At 56.7% G+C, this 16158-nt stretch carries 12 protein-coding genes and 1 pseudogene; 8 read left to right on the top strand and 5 right to left on the bottom strand.

What is annotated here, in order from left to right:
- Positions 1-232: porin (locus HX884_RS17495; RefSeq protein WP_256737171.1), on the top strand; the 232-nt coding region annotated here is incomplete at its 5' end.
- Positions 233-288: 56 nt separating this feature from the next.
- On the opposite strand, the gene HX884_RS17490 is transcribed toward HX884_RS17495, so the two are convergent.
- Positions 289-1152 (bottom strand): N-acetylmuramic acid 6-phosphate etherase, encoded by an 864-nt coding sequence (locus HX884_RS17490; protein ID WP_013097753.1) that lies wholly within the window; start codon positions 1150-1152, stop codon positions 289-291.
- Positions 1153-1316: 164 nt separating this feature from the next.
- Here HX884_RS17490 and HX884_RS17485 point away from each other — a divergent pair, with 164 nt between their 5' ends.
- Both HX884_RS17485 and dcuR read left to right on the top strand, forming a co-directional pair.
- The gene (locus HX884_RS17485) at positions 1317-2933 is read left to right on the top strand and encodes a sensor histidine kinase (protein ID WP_058681713.1); all 1617 of its coding nucleotides are present in this window, start codon (positions 1317-1319) and stop codon (positions 2931-2933) included.
- Positions 2930-3649: a two-component system response regulator DcuR gene (gene dcuR, locus HX884_RS17480; RefSeq protein ID WP_013097755.1), complete on the top strand. Its 720-nt coding sequence runs from the start codon at positions 2930-2932 to the stop codon at positions 3647-3649. The genes HX884_RS17485 and dcuR overlap by 4 nt, the downstream gene beginning before the upstream one ends.
- On the opposite strand, the gene HX884_RS17475 is transcribed toward dcuR, so the two are convergent.
- Both HX884_RS17475 and HX884_RS17470 read right to left on the bottom strand, forming a co-directional pair.
- Entirely contained in the window at positions 3630-4592 is a 963-nt protein-coding gene (locus HX884_RS17475) for an FAD:protein FMN transferase (RefSeq protein ID WP_058681714.1), read from the bottom strand. The genes dcuR and HX884_RS17475 overlap by 20 nt on opposite strands.
- A 94-nt stretch (positions 4593-4686) precedes the next feature.
- A complete protein-coding gene (locus tag HX884_RS17470) occupies positions 4687-7467 on the bottom strand; it encodes a flavocytochrome c (RefSeq protein WP_058683347.1) in 2781 nt (926 codons plus the stop codon).
- Between the two features lie 608 nt (positions 7468-8075).
- On the opposite strand from HX884_RS17470, the gene HX884_RS17465 reads away from it, so the two are divergent.
- Positions 8076-9584 (top strand): anion permease, encoded by a 1509-nt coding sequence (locus HX884_RS17465; RefSeq protein ID WP_013097758.1) that lies wholly within the window; start codon positions 8076-8078, stop codon positions 9582-9584.
- A 52-nt stretch (positions 9585-9636) separates the two neighbouring features.
- Positions 9637-11286, top strand: coding sequence for a class I fumarate hydratase FumA (fumA, locus tag HX884_RS17460; RefSeq protein WP_058683346.1), 1650 nt, complete (start codon positions 9637-9639; stop codon positions 11284-11286).
- On the opposite strand, the gene HX884_RS17455 is transcribed toward fumA, so the two are convergent.
- Positions 11275-12159, bottom strand: a complete 885-nt coding sequence (locus HX884_RS17455; protein ID WP_167816764.1) for a LysR family transcriptional regulator — start codon at positions 12157-12159, stop codon at positions 11275-11277. The genes fumA and HX884_RS17455 overlap by 12 nt on opposite strands.
- Positions 12160-12271: 112 nt before the next feature.
- Between HX884_RS17455 and HX884_RS17450 the strand changes: the two genes are divergently transcribed.
- The 3 genes from HX884_RS17450 to HX884_RS17440 all read left to right on the top strand — a co-directional run bounded on the left by HX884_RS17450 (position 12272) and on the right by HX884_RS17440 (position 16002).
- The gene (locus HX884_RS17450; RefSeq protein WP_178328536.1) at positions 12272-13570 is read left to right on the top strand and encodes a serine hydrolase; all 1299 of its coding nucleotides are present in this window, start codon (positions 12272-12274) and stop codon (positions 13568-13570) included.
- A gap of 340 nt (positions 13571-13910) precedes the next feature.
- Entirely contained in the window at positions 13911-15209 is a 1299-nt protein-coding gene (locus HX884_RS17445; protein WP_045292556.1) for an MFS transporter, read from the top strand.
- Between the two features lies 1 nt (position 15210).
- Entirely contained in the window at positions 15211-16002 is a 792-nt protein-coding gene (locus HX884_RS17440; protein ID WP_058683344.1) for a substrate-binding domain-containing protein, read from the top strand.
- Here the strand turns inward: HX884_RS17440 and HX884_RS27270 are convergent.
- Positions 15974-16158, bottom strand: a pseudogene (locus HX884_RS27270) (LysR family transcriptional regulator); the annotation flags it as partial. The gene HX884_RS17440 and the pseudogene HX884_RS27270 sit on opposite strands and share 29 nt — an antisense overlap.

The raw sequence follows: 16158 nt of genomic DNA, 5'->3' as shown, positions 1-16158 counted from the left end.
ACTGATCGCCAGATCACGCTATTTAAATTCTGGAATTAGCTGCGGAATGACGGATAAAGGCGTTGACGCTGACCGCGTAAATTATATTGAAGTGGGTACCTGGTACTACTTCAATAAAAACATGAACGTTTATACTGCCTATAAATTTAACCTGCTGGACGAAGAAGACGGTGCCATCACTGGCAACGCAACTGACGATCAGTTCGCGATGGGTATTGTTTACCAGTTCTAATCCCCCAAAACACCAAAGGCCGCAATCGCGGCCTTTTTTTATTCCTGCGCTCTCTATTACGGCGCTTCCTGCAACGCCACCCGAATAAACCCGTTATTCTGCGCAAGCAACTCATGCGCTTTCCAGGCATCCAGCCCGGTCAGCACCATCAGCACCGCCGTTTTGCAGTTATGGTTACAGCTCTCCAGCGCGGCTTTTGCTACCGCTCGGGTGCATCCCCCCGCTTCCATCACTATCGCGATTTGCCGTTCAGCCCACTGGGTGCTGCTCGCCTCCAGATCCACGCGCAGGTTGCTGTAAACCCGCCCGGTGCGGACGGCCAGGCCGGTGGTCACCATAGAGAGGATCATTTTCTGCGCGATGGCCGCTTTGGTGTTCAGATACCCGGCAACCACATCCGGGCCCAGCTCTGGCGCAATCACCATACTTGCCAGCTGCGCCGCTTCGCTTTGCGCATTATCGGTAATCACCGCCACCGGTGAACCGAGCGACCACGCATGCCGCATGGCACCCCAGACCCACGGCGTTTTTCCGCTTACGGTGACCGCCAGCATCATATCGTGCTCGCCAAAGTTAATCGCCTGCAGGTCGGCAACGCCGCGCTCGTAGCTTGTCGCATCGTCGTCCGCCGTGATGGCAATCACCGGGGTTTTACCCGGGGCATACTCATCCGCCGCCTGTTTCGCCACACAGCCGGACGGCCCCGCGCCAACCATAACCAGACGCCCCCCGTGGCTCAGGGTCGCGGCGGCGTTATCCACCACACGGGCAATAATGGGTAAAAAAGGGGTGATTGCAGCGGAGATAAGTGCATCATCCTGGTGAATGACTTTCAGCATGTCCAGCGTGGACAATCTATCGATATTCATCGTGCTGGCGTGCCGTCTTTCCTTGACCGAACCGGTAAGCATAATGCTCATAAACAGCCTCCTTATTATGAGTACCCACACACTATAAAGTGTTTTATATGGATGACATGCGAGGAGGGTCACGAAAAGCGGAGCAAATGCATGCTTTTACACAGCTTTAAGAAAAGCGCGTCATCGGCGATAATTACCCCTTTCTTCTTCATCGCGGAGTGTTGATGAGCGATTTGCAGCCCTTTCCCCAGACGCGCAAGCGCCCCATGAAACTGAACACGCTGGTCACGTTGATGGTGTGCGCGATCATCGCCTCTGTGCTGCTGCTGGTCTTTGCGCTCTATTCAGTGCAGATCACCCGGGCAACCCGCGATGACGTCAAAGATACGGCGCTGGGTATTGCCCGTACGCTGGCGAACAGCCCGGAGATCCAGCGTGGCCTGATGCAACCGCCGCAGGCCGATATCATCCAGCCCATCGCCCAGGGCGTTACAAAACGCAACGACCTGCTGCTGACCGTGGTCACCGACATGCGCGGTATTCGCTATTCGCATCCGAACGAAGCGCTGATTGGCCTGCATTTTATCGGCGACGATCTGAACCCGGCGCTGGAAGGGAAAGAGAACGTCTCCGTTAACCGGGGCGCGCTCGCGGAAGCCCTTCGCGTATTTACGCCCGTGTATGACAGCCAGCACGAGCAGATCGGCGTGGTGGTGGTCGGCATCTCGCTTAAAAAAGTAGAAGACCAGATCGCCCGCGGGCGACTCAACGCCGTCTGGACCATTTTGTTCAGTATCTTTATGAGCTCCATGGCGATCTGGGGACTGGTTCGCGTTCTGAAACGCATCCTGTTCGGGCTGGAGCCGTATGAAATCTCCGCGCTGTTTGAACAACGTCAGGCGATGCTGCAGTCGCTGCGCGAAGGAGTGTTAGCGGTCGATATTCATGGCCGCGTGACGATGATAAACCACACCGCCAGAGAGATATTGCTCCTGCCCTCCGGCAAGCAGACCGAAAACGCCAGCGCGCCCCTGCTGGCCAGCCTGCGTGAGGTGTCAAAGACGGGCATCGCGCGTCAGGATCAGGAGATCAGCTGCAACGGCCGGCTGCTGCTGTGCAACATGGTGCCGGTGAAAAGTCAGGAGCGGGTGATAGGCGCCATCACCACCTTCCGCGACAAAACCGAAATCAGCCAGCTGATGCAGCGCATCGACGGCATGGTGAATTACGTCGACGCCCTGCGCGCCCACACGCACGAGTTTATGAACAAACTGCACGTGATCCTGGGCCTGCTGCATATCAAGCGCTACGACAAGCTGGAAGAGTACATCCTGCAGACCGCGCACAATTATCAGACGGACATTGGCACCATCCAGAGCAAGGTGAAATCGCCGGTGATTGCCGGGTTCCTGCTGGGTAAAATCAACCGGGCGAAAGAAGCGGGGATCAGCCTCACCCTGGCGGATGAGTGCCAGATACCGGATACCGCCAACGAAGAGCAGGTCGCGGTGCTGGTTACCGTGCTCGGTAACTTGATTGAAAACGCGCTGGACGCGATGGAGGGCCAGCCGGAAGGCGAAATCACCCTGCTGCTGCACTATCAGAATGGCTGGCTCAGCTGTGAAGTCAGCGATGACGGCCCGGGAATTGATCCCGCCCAGCTGGAGACTATTTTTACTAAAGGCTTCTCAACAAAAGGTGAAAACCGGGGCGTTGGGCTGTTCCTTGCCCGCCAGCAAATTCAGAACCTGGGCGGTGATATCACCGTCGAATCTGAACCTGGCGTATTTACCCAATTTTTTGTTCACATCCCCTGGGATAGCGAGAGGAATATCGCGTGATAAATGTATTAATTGTCGATGATGACGCCATGGTAGCCGACCTCAACCGTCTGTATGTTAACCGTGTTGAAGGCTTTAGCTGCTGCGGCGTCGCCTCCACGCTGAACCAGGCCGAGGCCATTATTAACAACCCTGCCCAGCCGGTTGATCTGGTGCTGCTGGATGTCTACATGCAGCAGGATAACGGGCTGGATCTGCTGCCAGTGATCCGCGCCTCCGGTCGCCCAATCGATGTCATTATGATCTCTTCGGCTGCGGACGCCGCGACAATCCAGACCTCTATCCATTACGGCGTGGTGGATTATCTGATTAAACCGTTCCAGTTCCCGCGCTTTGAAGAGGCGCTGAACGGCTGGAAGGCAAAGCACAGCCTGATGGGCTCGCACCAGTATTATGAGCAGGCGGACGTCGACAGGCTGATCCACGGCGGGGCGCCGGAGCTGGCAGACAGCAAAAAGCTGCCAAAAGGGTTAACGCCGCAAACGCTGCGCACCATCTGCCAGTGGATTGACGCTCACCCGGAGACCGAGTTTTCTACCGATGACCTGGCCAGTGCAGTGAATATCTCGCGCGTCTCCTGCCGCAAATATCTGATCTGGCTGGCGCAAATCAATATTCTGTTCACCAGCATTCACTACGGCGCGACAGGGCGCCCGGTATATCGTTACCGTCTCCAGCCCGAGCAGACAGGCCTGCTCAAACAGTACTGTCAGTAATGCGGTAACTATTATCCAGTAAAGTAAAGCGGAAGTGGTGCGCTGACGAGAGCACCACTTCTTTTGTTTTGGTCACAAAGATCGCTTCTATATCAGGACGCGCACGCAGCACCGCACAGCCTTTCTCCACACCCATGCCGTACATCAGCGTGGTCCATATATCCCCGTCGATAGAATCGTTTGAAATGATGGTCACGCTGTCCAGTTCGTTATCCAGCGGATACCCGGTACGCGGGTCCAGGATGTGGTGGTAGCGCCTGCCGTTTTGTTCAAAGTAGCGTTCATAGGTTCCCGACGTCACCACGGAGCGATTCTCTAGCGTCATCGCGCCGATCAGCTCATCACCCGCAAACGGTTTTTTAAGCCCCACGCTCCAGCCCCCCTCCGGCGAGCCCAGCGTCTGGATATTGCCCCCGAGGTTGATCAGCCCAAGTTCAGCGCCCTCTTTGCGCAGATAATCCCGCACCCTGTCGGCGATATAGCCTTTGGCGATGGCGCCCAGGTCGATCTCCATCCCTTTTTGGGTCAAAAAGACGCTACTGCTGGCCTCGTCCAGCACCACATCCTCAGGACGGGTAATCGCCAGCAAGGCGGCGATGTCTTCGGCGGGCGGCACGCTGTCGCCGCGAAAGCCGATTTTCCAGCGCTTGACCAGCGGGCCAATCGCCAGGTTAAACGCGCTGTCCTTGAGCAGGCTCGCCGCTTTTGCGCAGCGGATCAGCTCGAACACCGGACGGCTGACGCTGACGGGGCGCTGTCCCGCCGCATGGTTGATTTCCATAACTTCAGAGTGCGCGCGGTTAACGGTAAGCAGGTCTTCGTACTGTTTGATCAGGCGAAACACGCGGGAGGCGAGGGCTTCGTTATGGGAAAAGAGTTTGAGGAGAATGGGCGATCCCATCAGGACGGCGGAATAACTGTAAACGCGATGGTCATCAGGCATAGCATGAGTCCTCAGATGTAGCCCCGGCAAGCACCGCGCCGCCGGGGAAAATGCCGGATAACGCTGCGCGTATCCGGCATACAACACAGGGGTCTTACTGCTTTTTCGAACGCATAGCCGCCTGATGTCCTGCAAGCGTACCAAAAATAATGATATCTGCCACCGCGTTACCGCCGATACGGTTACCACCGTGGATCCCACCGACCACTTCACCGGCCGCAAACGCCCCTGGCAGCACGTTGTGGTTGCTGTCCAGCACGCAGGTTTCGGTGTTGATGGTCACGCCGCCCATGGTGTGGTGCACGCCCGGCGCAATCTGAATGGCATAGAACGGCCCTTCGTTGATGGGCGCACGCAGCGCGGTGGTACGGCCAAAATCATCGTCATGCTGTTTTTCAACAAAGCCGTTGTAGCGTTCCAGGGTCGCCAGGAAAGCGTGGTAATCCATTCCCAGCGCCTCGGCCAGGGCTTTTGGCGAGCTGGCGCTGGTCACAAAGCCTTTAGCGATGTACTCATCCGCCGCTTTGTTTTTGGCACGAACGTGCTCGTCAAAGACGATATACGCGTATTTCTCCGGCAGTGCGATGATTGACGCCGAGACTTTATCGCGAGTTTCCATCTCATTGAAGAAACGGTTCCCCTGCTGGTTCACCAGAATCGCTCCGCCGCCGCGAATGGATTCGGAAATCAGGTACGAGGTTTTCTGCTCAACGGTTGGGTGGATCTGAATTTCACCCATATCTACCGTACCGGCACCGATGCGTTCCAGCAGCGCGATACCGCCGCCGGTTGCCCCTTTGTGGTTGGTGGTGACAAAACCTTCCAGGTCAGGGCGGTATTTCACCACCATCTGGCTGTTGGCGCTGAAGCCGCCGGTGGCGACAATGACGCTTTTAGTGGTCACGGTGAGGGTTTCGTTCTCTTCTGTGGTCAGACGCACGCCGGTGACTTCGCCGTTTTCGAACAGGATGTCGCTGACAGACGTATCAAGCATTACGTCGATGTTGCGTTTGTTGACGTTACGCACCAGGCCGCTGATCAGATAGCCGCCTACCGCAGAGCCGTCTTTTGGACGGTGCGTACGGTCAATGCTCATTCCGCCGGTGGTGGTGATGTCATTCAGCATAATGCCGCGGGTTGCCAGCCATTCAATCGCCTGAGGCGCATTCTCCACGAAGCGGCGCAGCAGTTCCGGGTTGTTCTTGTTACCGCCCCCTTTCAGGCTCTCCTGGTAGAACAGCTCTTTGCTGTCCTGGATCCCTTTCACCCGCTGGAAGCGCGTCTCTGCGGCATTCATCCCGGCAGAAGCTTTGATGGTGTTCCCGCCGATGGTTGGCATCTTCTCAACGATCAGCACGCTCGCGCCTTCATCGTGGGCCTGAATGGCTGCGGCCAGACCGGCGCCGCCGCTACCCACTACCACCACATCCACGCTGCGGGTCGCGTTCGGGTCAGCGCCCTCTTCTGCCGCCAGCGCTTTGCTGGATTTCAGCATCGCTTTAGAGACCGCTTTTTTCACCGCTTCACTCTGGCTGGTTGCACCCGTGATGGCATCCACGTGCGGGGTGTTGGCGTCCAGAATGCGGGTACGGATCTCTTCAAAGCTGGTGACAAACTCAACGTCTTCGCTCGGGCCAGACGCCAGCGCAATATCGGCGATGCGATCGGTTTCCAGGCTAACGTTGATTACCAGTTCGTTAACATCGTCCTGCACCTTCTCAGTGAACATGCCTGGTTTGAATTTTGATTCGCCCATGCTCATATCGCGGATCATCGCTTCCACCAGCGAGAAACGCCACAGCGGTTCAGGAATGCTCAGCTCTTCGCGTTTGGTGCTGTCCATAAACAGCTCCAGACTTTCACCTGCCGCGATCCGGTCAGTCCAGTCCGGGTAAGCGATGGTAGCGCGGCCCACGGCAATCAGGTCGTAACCGCTATCCAGCGCCTCGTTAACGTCAGCGGCATTTACCACGCCGCCGACACCCATCACCGGAACCTGAGCCAGGGTTTCAGAGCGCATGGCGCAATATTTTTTGATGAGCGGGGTTGGGTCCTGGGTGTCGACAATGGAAGGACGCAGGGTCGCCCCTACGGAGAAGTGCAGATAATCCACACCGCGTGCCGCCAGTTTTTCCAGCAGGTACATGGTGTCTTCAAAGCGGATACCCGGGACTTCCAGCTCTTCAGGGGAGAAACGGTAGCCAATAATGAACGCGTCGTCCGCGTACTGGCGCACCATTTTGTGCGTGATATCCAGCACCGCCAGCGGGAATTTAGCGCGGTTATCGCGGCTGCCGCCCCACTCGTCGTCGCGCTGGTTAGAGTTTGGAGAGTAAAACTGCTGAATCAGGTAGGTGTTGGCCCCGTGAATTTCAACCCCGTCGAAACCGGCCTGGATAGCGCGGCGAACGGCTTCACCAAACTTGCCGATCATGCCTTCCACTTCTTCATTGGTCAGGGCAACCGGCGTGGCGGCCCCGTCACGCGGCGCGGCAACGGCGCTTGGGCCAACCGGCGTGCGGCCACCGATCAGTTTTGGATCGACCATACGGCCGCCGTGGTAGATCTGCAGCAGGGCTTTCGAGCCTTTGGATTTAATGGCGTCCGCGATTTTCGCCAGCCCGGCGATTTTCTCGTCGTTATCGATACCAATCGCGCCGGGGAACGCAAGGCCGAGGTCATCGATAAAGCAGCATTCAACAATAATGGTACCCATGCTGCCGGAACGGGCCCGATAGTACTCCACCAGCTCGCTGGTGACCGTGCCGTCGTAATAGCCGGTACAGGTGGTCATGGGTGCCATTAACAAACGGTTTTTCAGTTCGGTGCCATTCGGTAATGTGAAGGGGCTCAGAATACGTTCGTTAGTGCTCATAATTGAAACTCCAAACTTTAAAAATTAAGAATTCGTTATCGGATTGATTTTTTATTTCGTCGTTATTTGCCGATGTCATGATATTAATATAATGATTTTTTTAGTTTCTAAAGTTATTACGTTAGTTAAAAAACTATTTAATCCCCGCGATAACACAAATAACACATTGGTGTTAGTGATTGTAATTTAGCCATTCACAATAATTTAAAATTCGTTAAAAAAAGAATGGTAAAACCATTTCACCAATAACCAATCAAACCCATACAAATCAATGAGATAAAAATTATCAAAACTTAGCATTGTTACAGAAATGATAAATTGAACTCATAATATACGTAATACCCACATACGCCAGAGTGGTTATTAATAAAAGCATAAAAATACCGCTGCAATTCTCTTTTTTTGATCGCGATCAATAGTCATGGCATCCAAAAGCGCAATATAAAAACATCATCAATTTTTAATTTAGCGCAAACCAAAATGCGTTAAATCGCTATTACTGAAAATACAAATCAGCACCTTTAATAACTAAAAAAAGCAAAGAAACTTAAGAAAGCAATTTTGTTTTTCAGTGCGACCGAATTTTTGACAACTTAAGACGTGAAACTATGAATACAAAAACTGCTGTAACGCCCCCTGTGGCGAACCAGGCATCAAATGGGAAAGCAAAACGACTGCTGATGATGGCATTGCCCGTCATCGTCGCCGTCCTGCTGCTGTTTGTTCCGGTACCGGAAGGACTGCCGCCTTATGCGTGGCACTACTTCGCGATCTTTGTCGGCGTGATCGTCGGCTTAATCTTCGAACCGCTGCCGGGTGCGGTGATCGGTCTGACCGGCGTGGTGGCGATTGCGCTGTGCAGCCAGTGGGTGCTGTTCAGCCCTGAACAGCTGGCCGACCCGAAATTCAAGCTGGCGGGTGCCTCCTTTAAGTGGGCGGTCAGCGGGTTTGGTAACTCGACTGTGTGGCTGATCTTCGGCGCCTTCATGTTCGCCGCTGGCTATGATAAAACCCGCTTCGGCCGCCGTCTGGCGCTGATTCTGGTGAAATATCTCGGCCGTCGCAGCCTGACGCTCGGTTACGCCATCACCTTCGCGGACCTGCTGCTGGCACCGTTTACGCCGTCCAACACCGCACGTAGCGGCGGGACCATCTACCCGATCATCGCTAACCTGCCGCCGCTGTATGGCTCAAAACCAAACGACCCAAGCGCGCGTAAAATTGGTTCGTACCTGATGTGGGTGGCGATCACCGCGGCCTGTATCACCAGCTCGATGTTCCTCTCCGCCCTTGCGCCGAACCTGCTGGCACTGGCGCTGGTGAAAAGCACGGTAGGGATTGATATCTCCTGGGGTACCTGGTTCCTCGCCTTCCTGCCGCTGGGCATTCTGCTGATTCTGACCATGCCGCTGCTGGCCTACTGGTTCTACCCACCAGAAGTCAAAGTGAATAATGAAGTACCGCTGTGGGCAACCCGTGAACTTGAAAAACTGGGCAAACTGTCCCGCAATGAAATTCTGCTGCTGGTGTTCGTGTGCTGTGCGCTGCTGATGTGGATCTTCGCCGCCGCGTGGATTGAACCAGCGATGGCTGCCCTGCTTATTGTGGGTCTGATGCTGTGGACCGGCGTGCTGGAGTGGAACGATATCACCGGCAATAAAGCCGCGTGGAACACCTTCGTCTGGTTCGCCACCCTGGTGGCGCTGGCGGACGGCCTCTCCTCTACCGGCTTTATCAGCTGGCTGGGTAAAGAAGGCGGTCTGTTAATGAGCGGTATCTCGCCGGGCGTTGCCACCATCGTGCTGCTGCTGGCGTTCTACCTGCTGCACTACCTGTTTGCCAGCACCACCGCGCATACCACCGCGCTGCTGCCGGCGATGCTGACCATCGCCTCCACCATTCCGGGCATGAATATGGAAGTCTTCGTCCTGCTGATGGTGACCTCGCTGGGTGTGATGGGGATCATCACCCCGTACGGTACCGGCCCAAGCCCGATTTACTACGGTAGTGGCTACCTGCCAACCAAAGACTACTGGCGCCTGGGCACTATCTTCGGTGCCATCTTCCTGGCGGCCCTGCTGCTGATTGGTTATCCGTGGATGTCCATGATGTTCTGATTCCTGACCGCCGGACTTCTCCTCCGGCGGTTTTATTTTTCTGGAGCAAGCTATGTCAAACAAACCGTTTTTTTATCAAAACCCCTTCCCACTCGCGCACGACGACACCGAATACTATCTGCTGACCAAAGAGCACGTCTCCGTTGCTGAGTTCGACGGTCAGGAAGTCCTGAAAGTCGAGCCAGAGGCGCTGACGCTGCTGGCGCAGCAGGCGTTCCACGATGCTGCGTTTATGCTGCGTCCTTCCCATCAGAAGCAGGTCGCCGCCATTCTTAACGACCCGGAAGCGAGCCAGAACGATAAGTACGTTGCCCTGCAGTTCCTGCGTAACTCTGAAATCGCCGCTAAAGGCGTGCTGCCAACCTGCCAGGATACCGGCACGGCGATCATCATGGGTAAAAAAGGCCAGCGCGTCTGGACCGGCGGTGGCGATGAAGCCGCGCTGAGTCAGGGGGTGTACAACACCTACATCGAAGACAACCTGCGCTACTCCCAGAACGCGGCGCTGGATATGTATAAAGAGGTGAACACCGGCACCAACCTGCCTGCGCAGATCGATCTCTACAGCGTCGACAGCGACGAGTACAAATTCCTCTGCATGGCGAAAGGCGGCGGTTCAGCCAACAAAACCTACCTCTATCAGGAAACCAAAGCGCTGATCACTCCGGCGAAGCTGAAAAACTATCTGGTGGAGAAAATGCGCACCCTGGGTACCGCGGCCTGTCCGCCATACCATATTGCCTTCGTGATTGGCGGAACCTCCGCGGAAGCGACGCTGAAAACGGTGAAGCTGGCCTCCACCCGCTACTACGACGCCCTGCCCACCGAGGGGAACGAGCACGGCCAGGCGTTCCGCGATGTTCAGCTCGAACAGGAACTGCTCCAGGAAGCGCAGAACCTGGGTCTGGGTGCGCAGTTTGGTGGTAAATACTTCGCTCACGATATCCGCGTGATCCGCCTGCCGCGTCACGGTGCCTCCTGCCCAATCGGCATGGGTGTCTCCTGCTCCGCAGACCGTAACATCAAGGCGAAAATCAACCGCGACGGGATCTGGATTGAAAAACTGGAACACAACCCGGGTCAGTACATTCCTGAATCGCTGCGCCAGCAGGGTGAAGGTGACGTGGTCAGCATCAACCTCAACACGCCGATGAACGAGATCCTGGCGCAGCTTTCCGCGTACCCGGTCTCTACCCGCCTGTCGCTGAACGGCACCATCATCGTGGCGCGTGATATCGCCCACGCGAAGCTGAAAGAGCTGCTCGACAACGGCGAGGAACTGCCGCAGTACGTTAAAGACCATCCGATTTACTACGCGGGCCCGGCCAAAACGCCGGAAGGTTATGCCTCCGGCTCCCTCGGCCCAACCACTGCGGGCCGCATGGACTCGTATGTGGATTTACTGCAGTCCCACGGCGCGAGCATGATCATGCTGGCCAAAGGCAACCGCAGCCAGCAGGTGACGGATGCCTGCCACAAACACGGCGGCTTCTACCTGGGCAGCATCGGCGGCCCGGCGGCGGTACTGGCGCAAAACAGCATCAAGAGCCTGGAGTGCGTGGCGTACCCGGAACTGGGAATGGAAGCCATCTGGAAAATCGAAGTGGAGAACTTCCCGGCGTTTATCCTGGTGGATGACAAAGGTAACGACTTCTTCCAGCAGATCCAGAACAAACAGTGCCAGGGGTGTTCACAGCGCTGAGTGTTTCCAGAGTGCCGGCAGCCGCGACAACGTTTGATTGATCCTCTCACGCTTGTCGCTGCCCGGCTTCCAGATAGTGACCATCGTCTGACTTATCCCCTGGCTGCCCACTTCGGTGGGCAGCCTTTTTACGTTTTTCCACTGCGTCGCATGAAGATGGGTCGGCAAAAAGCCCCAGCCACAGCCCTGTTCCAGCAGGCCGCGCAGCATCTCAATTTCATTAGTGAAAAGGGTATGCCCGGCAATTTGCAGACGACGGGCAACCGGTTCATCTGACGCGGCATGCATAACCACCTGCGGAACCAGAGAGAGATCGAGCAGCGAAACCGGCGTGGCAACCTTCGCAAAAAGCGCGTCTGCGGCGTAAAAATCCATGTCGATGGCTCCCAGAGCCCGCCACTCCATCTCATTGCCCACGCTACGGTTGCGCGCCTGGCAGATACCTAAATCCGCCTCTCCGCTCGCCAGCAGGGCTTCGGCCTCGTCACGCGACGCGCTGGTCAGGCTCAGGCGTATTTTTTGTGCCGCCATCTCTGCAATCAGCGCCTGCAGAAAAGCCCGGGGAGTGAACGGATCGTAAACAAGGGCAATGTCCTGCATCGCGCTGTCCGGCACCGCTCTGGCAAAGGCCTCAAAGGCTTTCACCTGACGCATCAGCAGGTGCGCCTGTCGCTGAAGCTGTTCCCCTTCAGGCGTTAGCCGCACGCTGCGTCCCTCGCGCAGGAACAGGGCATAACCCAGCCCGTCCTCAAGAAAATCGATCAGATCGCGCAGGGTCGTACGGTCTTTACCGAGCTTAATGGCCGCCTTCATCAGGCTGCCGTGCTCTGCCACCGCGGTAAACGCCTCCAGCTGGGCAAATGAATAGACCATCGCCTCCTCTCCCTTCATTCCGTTTTTCGGGGGAATTTCCCCCATAACCCGTTTTTTATTATAGGGCGCGGCTTCTTAAACTGAAGCCCTTCCTGAACCAAACGAGATAAACATGAAAAACAAAACGTTAAACCGCAGCCTGCTCGCCGCACTGGTGGTCAGCAGCCTCTTATCCCCTGCCGTTATGGCTGCCTGTCACGGCACCGACCTCAACCCCTGCCCTGCGCCGTTTGACGCAACCCTTCCCGACACGCACAGCATGCTCACCTGGAGTCAGGCGGATCGCGTGGTGGGCTTTCGTAACGACTATCGCAACTACGCGGGCGATGTTTTCCGCCACGGAAAGGCCACGCCGCTGCTGGCAGCAGAGAAACCGCTTTCCGACGCCCGCTATCAGGTTAATGGCAAGACTTATACCCTCCAGGATTACGTGAAGCGCCAGAACGTCAGCGGCATGCTGGTGCTGAAGGACGGCAAAATAGCGTGGAAATATCTGGGTGAAGGCAATACCGATTCCACGCTCTGGACATCACGTTCGGTGGGGAAATCCGTGGTCTCTGCGCTGGTCGGGGTCGCCCTTAAAGAGGGCAAAATCCACTCCCTTGACGATCTTATCACCCGCTACGAACCCGATTTAAAAGGCACGGCGTGGGATGGCGTGACGCTGAGACAGCTGATCACTCACACCTCTGGCGTGGCGTGGAACGAAGACTACACCAACCCACAGTCTGATTTCGCGCAGCTCACCGAATGCGAAGCTAAGCCGGGCACCTACGACTGCGTGCGTAAGCTGGTGAAGGGATTACGTCGGGAACACCCGGCCGGAGAGAACTGGTCCTATTCCTCGGGCGGCGCGTGGCTGCTGGGTGACGTGCTGGAGCGCGCCACCGGTATGACGCTGGCGGCGTACCTGGAGAAAAGCATCTGGCAGCCGTACGGGATGGCGAACGACGGCGTATGGCATGCCTATCGTAAGGGTGAGCACGATGTCGGCGCGCACGGCTTTAACGCCACGCTGGAAGACTGGGGCCGCTTCGGCGAATTTATCCTGCATAACGGTACGCTCCCTTCGGGCAAACAGATCCTGCCTGACGGCTGGGTGAAGGAGTCGTCAGACTGGACGCAGGCGAAAGGTTCCGTCTCAGACGCGCATCCGAAAGGGTTGTACGGCTATCAGTGGTGGAATAACGAGGTGCCCGCCACGGCAACAGACGTCAAGCCCGCGCCAGAGGATTCCCTGAAAGATTCACTCTGGGCGCTGGGGATTTTTGGCCAGATGATTATAGTGAATCAAAAGGAAAACCTGGTGATCGTCCAGTGGTCCACCTGGCCGCAGGCGGAGCCGTCTTTCAGCGCCCAGCCGCTGGAAGCGTCGCTGATGTTTAGCGCGATTGCACAGGCGCTGCGCTGAATAGAGCGCTCTGCCAGTTTTGCCCGGCGGCGCTACGCTTGCACGGGCCTACAAAATTCACAGGTCGGGTAAGCGAAGCGCCACCCGACAAGAGCAGCGGCTACTCTGCCCTTCTGCGCGATATCACAAAATGGCGATATCAGCCACTTAGCGAATTATGGTGAATGAAAAATCAATGAATTGTTAAGTTATTGTTAGGTATGTAAATCCCGGTCAACGTCCTGTCATTGATGTGCAGCACGCATCAGTTCATGCGTGATTTGCGCTTATTAATTTCCGTTTAATGCGCCAGTTTTCAGAAACAGACGGACAACACGTCAATAAAAAACTGGAGACGACCATGATTTCCTCAACCCCACCTGCAACCGTTCGCGCAAGAGCGGGCGCGATACTTCGCGTCACCTCGGGCAATTTCCTTGAGCAATTCGACTTCTTCCTGTTCGGGTTCTATGCCACCTACATCGCGCATACCTTCTTCCCGGCGAGCAGTGAGTTTGCCTCGCTGATGATGACCTTCGCCGTCTTTGGCGCAGGCTTCTTAATGCGCCCCATTGGCGCGATTGTCCTCGGGGCTTACATCGACAAGGTCGGTCGACGCAAAGGGTTAATCACCACCCTGTCGATAATGGCGGCCGGTACCTTCCTGATTGTGCTGATCCCCTCTTATGAGAGCATCGGCCTGTGGGCGCCACTGCTGGTGCTGGCTGGACGCTTGCTGCAGGGCTTTTCCGCCGGGGCGGAGCTTGGCGGCGTGTCGGTCTACCTGGCTGAAATTGCCACGCCGGGTCGCAAAGGCTTCTTTACCAGCTGGCAGTCCGGCAGTCAGCAGGTGGCGATTATGGTGGCCGCCGCAATGGGCTTTGCGCTGAACGCGATGCTGGAAGAGAGCGCCATTCGTGAATGGGGCTGGCGGATCCCGTTCCTGTTCGGCTGCCTGATTGTGCCGTTTATCTTCTTCCTGCGCCGCAAGCTGGAAGAGACCGAAGAGTTCCGCACCCGCCGTCACACGCTGGCGATGCGTCAGGTCTTTACCACCCTGCTGGCGAACTGGCCGGTTGTGGTCGCGGGCATGCTGATGGTCGCCATGACCACCACCGCGTTCTACCTGATCACCGTCTATGCGCCTACCTTCGGCAAAAAAGTGTTAATGCTCAGCGCCTCCGACAGCCTGCTGGTGACGCTGCTGGTGGCCATCTCCAACTTTATCTGGCTGCCGGTGGGCGGAGCCCTGTCGGACCGCTTCGGCCGTAAACCGGTGCTGGTTGCCATGACGCTGCTGGCGCTGGCAACCAGCTATCCGGCCCTGACGCTGCTGGCGCAGGCACCGAGCTTCTCCATGATGCTGAGCGTATTGCTGTGGCTCTCCTTCCTCTATGGCCTCTATAACGGCGCGATGATCCCGGCGCTGACGGAGATCATGCCGGTTGAAGTGCGTGTTGCCGGTTTCTCACTGGCGTATAGCCTTGCTACCGCGATCTTCGGCGGGTTTACACCGGTCATTTCAACGGCCCTGATTGAGTACACCGGCGATAAAGCCTCCCCGGGCTACTGGATGAGCTTCGCGGCGATCTGCGCGTTGCTGGCAACGCTTTATCTCTACCGTCGCAGCGCGATGAGTCTGCAAGTACAGAGAGGATAATATGCGCACATTTGTACGTTCAGGCCTGACCGGGCTGGTAATACTGGCGACCAGCGCAGGTGCGCTGGCCCAGGAGGTGACGGTCATGATTTCAGGCGGTTTTAAGGCCGCGCTGGAAAAACTCGCCCTCCAGTATGAAGCCCGGACGGGCGACCATATCGTGCTGATCCCGGGGCCGTCGATGGGACAGACGCCGCAGGCGATCCCCAACCGACTGGCGCGCGGTGAAAAAGCAGACGTGGTGATTATGGTGGGTGATGCGCTGGCGCACCTGGCGAAGGACCGGATGGTCAAAGAAGGTTCGCGCGTTGAGCTGGCGGATTCGCCCATCGGCGTGGTGGTGAAAGCCGGCTCGCCGGTACCGGATATCGCGACCGATAGCGCGCTAAAACAGACCCTGCTTAAGGCCAGCGCCATCGCCTATTCCGACAGCGCCAGCGGCCGGTATGTGCAAACAGAGCTCTTCAAAAAGCTGGGGATTGAAGCACAGGTAGAGGGCAAAGCGCATAAGGTGGAGCGCATCCCGGTCGCCTCTGAGGTGGCAAAAGGGAAATACGCCGTGGGTTTCCAGCAGGTCAGCGAGCTGTTACCCGTGCCGGGTGTAACCTTTGTCGGCAAACTGCCGGATAACCTGCAGTACATCACCCGTTTTGCCGGCGCGGTCACCGCTCACGCGGAGCATCCTTCCGAGGGGAAAGCGCTGCTGGATTACCTCGCATCAGCAAACGCGCAGGAGACCATCACCGCCACCGGGATGATCCCTGTCACTCCGCCGCGCGATAACGCGCAGTAATGAGTGTTTCCAGCTCAGCGGCAATCCACGACTGAATACGCCCGCTGCGCCGGATCAGCCCGACAGTGCGTTTGACCTCGGGCTCGGTCAGCGGAATATGCGTCAGGAAGGAGTGCTCAGAGTGCGGCATTGACATGGCGGGGACGGCAGCAATGC

The sequence above is a fragment of the Enterobacter sp. SECR19-1250 genome, assembly GCF_013391025.1.
Classification (GTDB): Bacteria; Pseudomonadota; Gammaproteobacteria; order Enterobacterales; family Enterobacteriaceae; genus Enterobacter; species Enterobacter cloacae.
This window is presented reverse-complemented; position numbering and strand designations above follow the sequence as displayed.

Coding starts and splice junctions, on each gene's coding strand:
- HX884_RS17450 (WP_178328536.1), top strand. CDS start 12,272: ATGAAAAACAAAACGTTAAACCGCAGCCTGCTCGCCGCACTGGTGGTC.
- HX884_RS17475 (WP_058681714.1), bottom strand. CDS start 4,592: ATGCCTGATGACCATCGCGTTTACAGTTATTCCGCCGTCCTGATGGGA.
- HX884_RS17445 (WP_045292556.1), top strand. CDS start 13,911: ATGATTTCCTCAACCCCACCTGCAACCGTTCGCGCAAGAGCGGGCGCG.
- fumA (WP_058683346.1), top strand. CDS start 9,637: ATGTCAAACAAACCGTTTTTTTATCAAAACCCCTTCCCACTCGCGCAC.
- HX884_RS17455 (WP_167816764.1), bottom strand. CDS start 12,159: ATGGTCTATTCATTTGCCCAGCTGGAGGCGTTTACCGCGGTGGCAGAG.
- HX884_RS17490 (WP_013097753.1), bottom strand. CDS start 1,152: ATGAGCATTATGCTTACCGGTTCGGTCAAGGAAAGACGGCACGCCAGC.
- HX884_RS17465 (WP_013097758.1), top strand. CDS start 8,076: ATGAATACAAAAACTGCTGTAACGCCCCCTGTGGCGAACCAGGCATCA.
- HX884_RS17440 (WP_058683344.1), top strand. CDS start 15,211: ATGCGCACATTTGTACGTTCAGGCCTGACCGGGCTGGTAATACTGGCG.
- HX884_RS17470 (WP_058683347.1), bottom strand. CDS start 7,467: ATGAGCACTAACGAACGTATTCTGAGCCCCTTCACATTACCGAATGGC.
- HX884_RS17485 (WP_058681713.1), top strand. CDS start 1,317: ATGAGCGATTTGCAGCCCTTTCCCCAGACGCGCAAGCGCCCCATGAAA.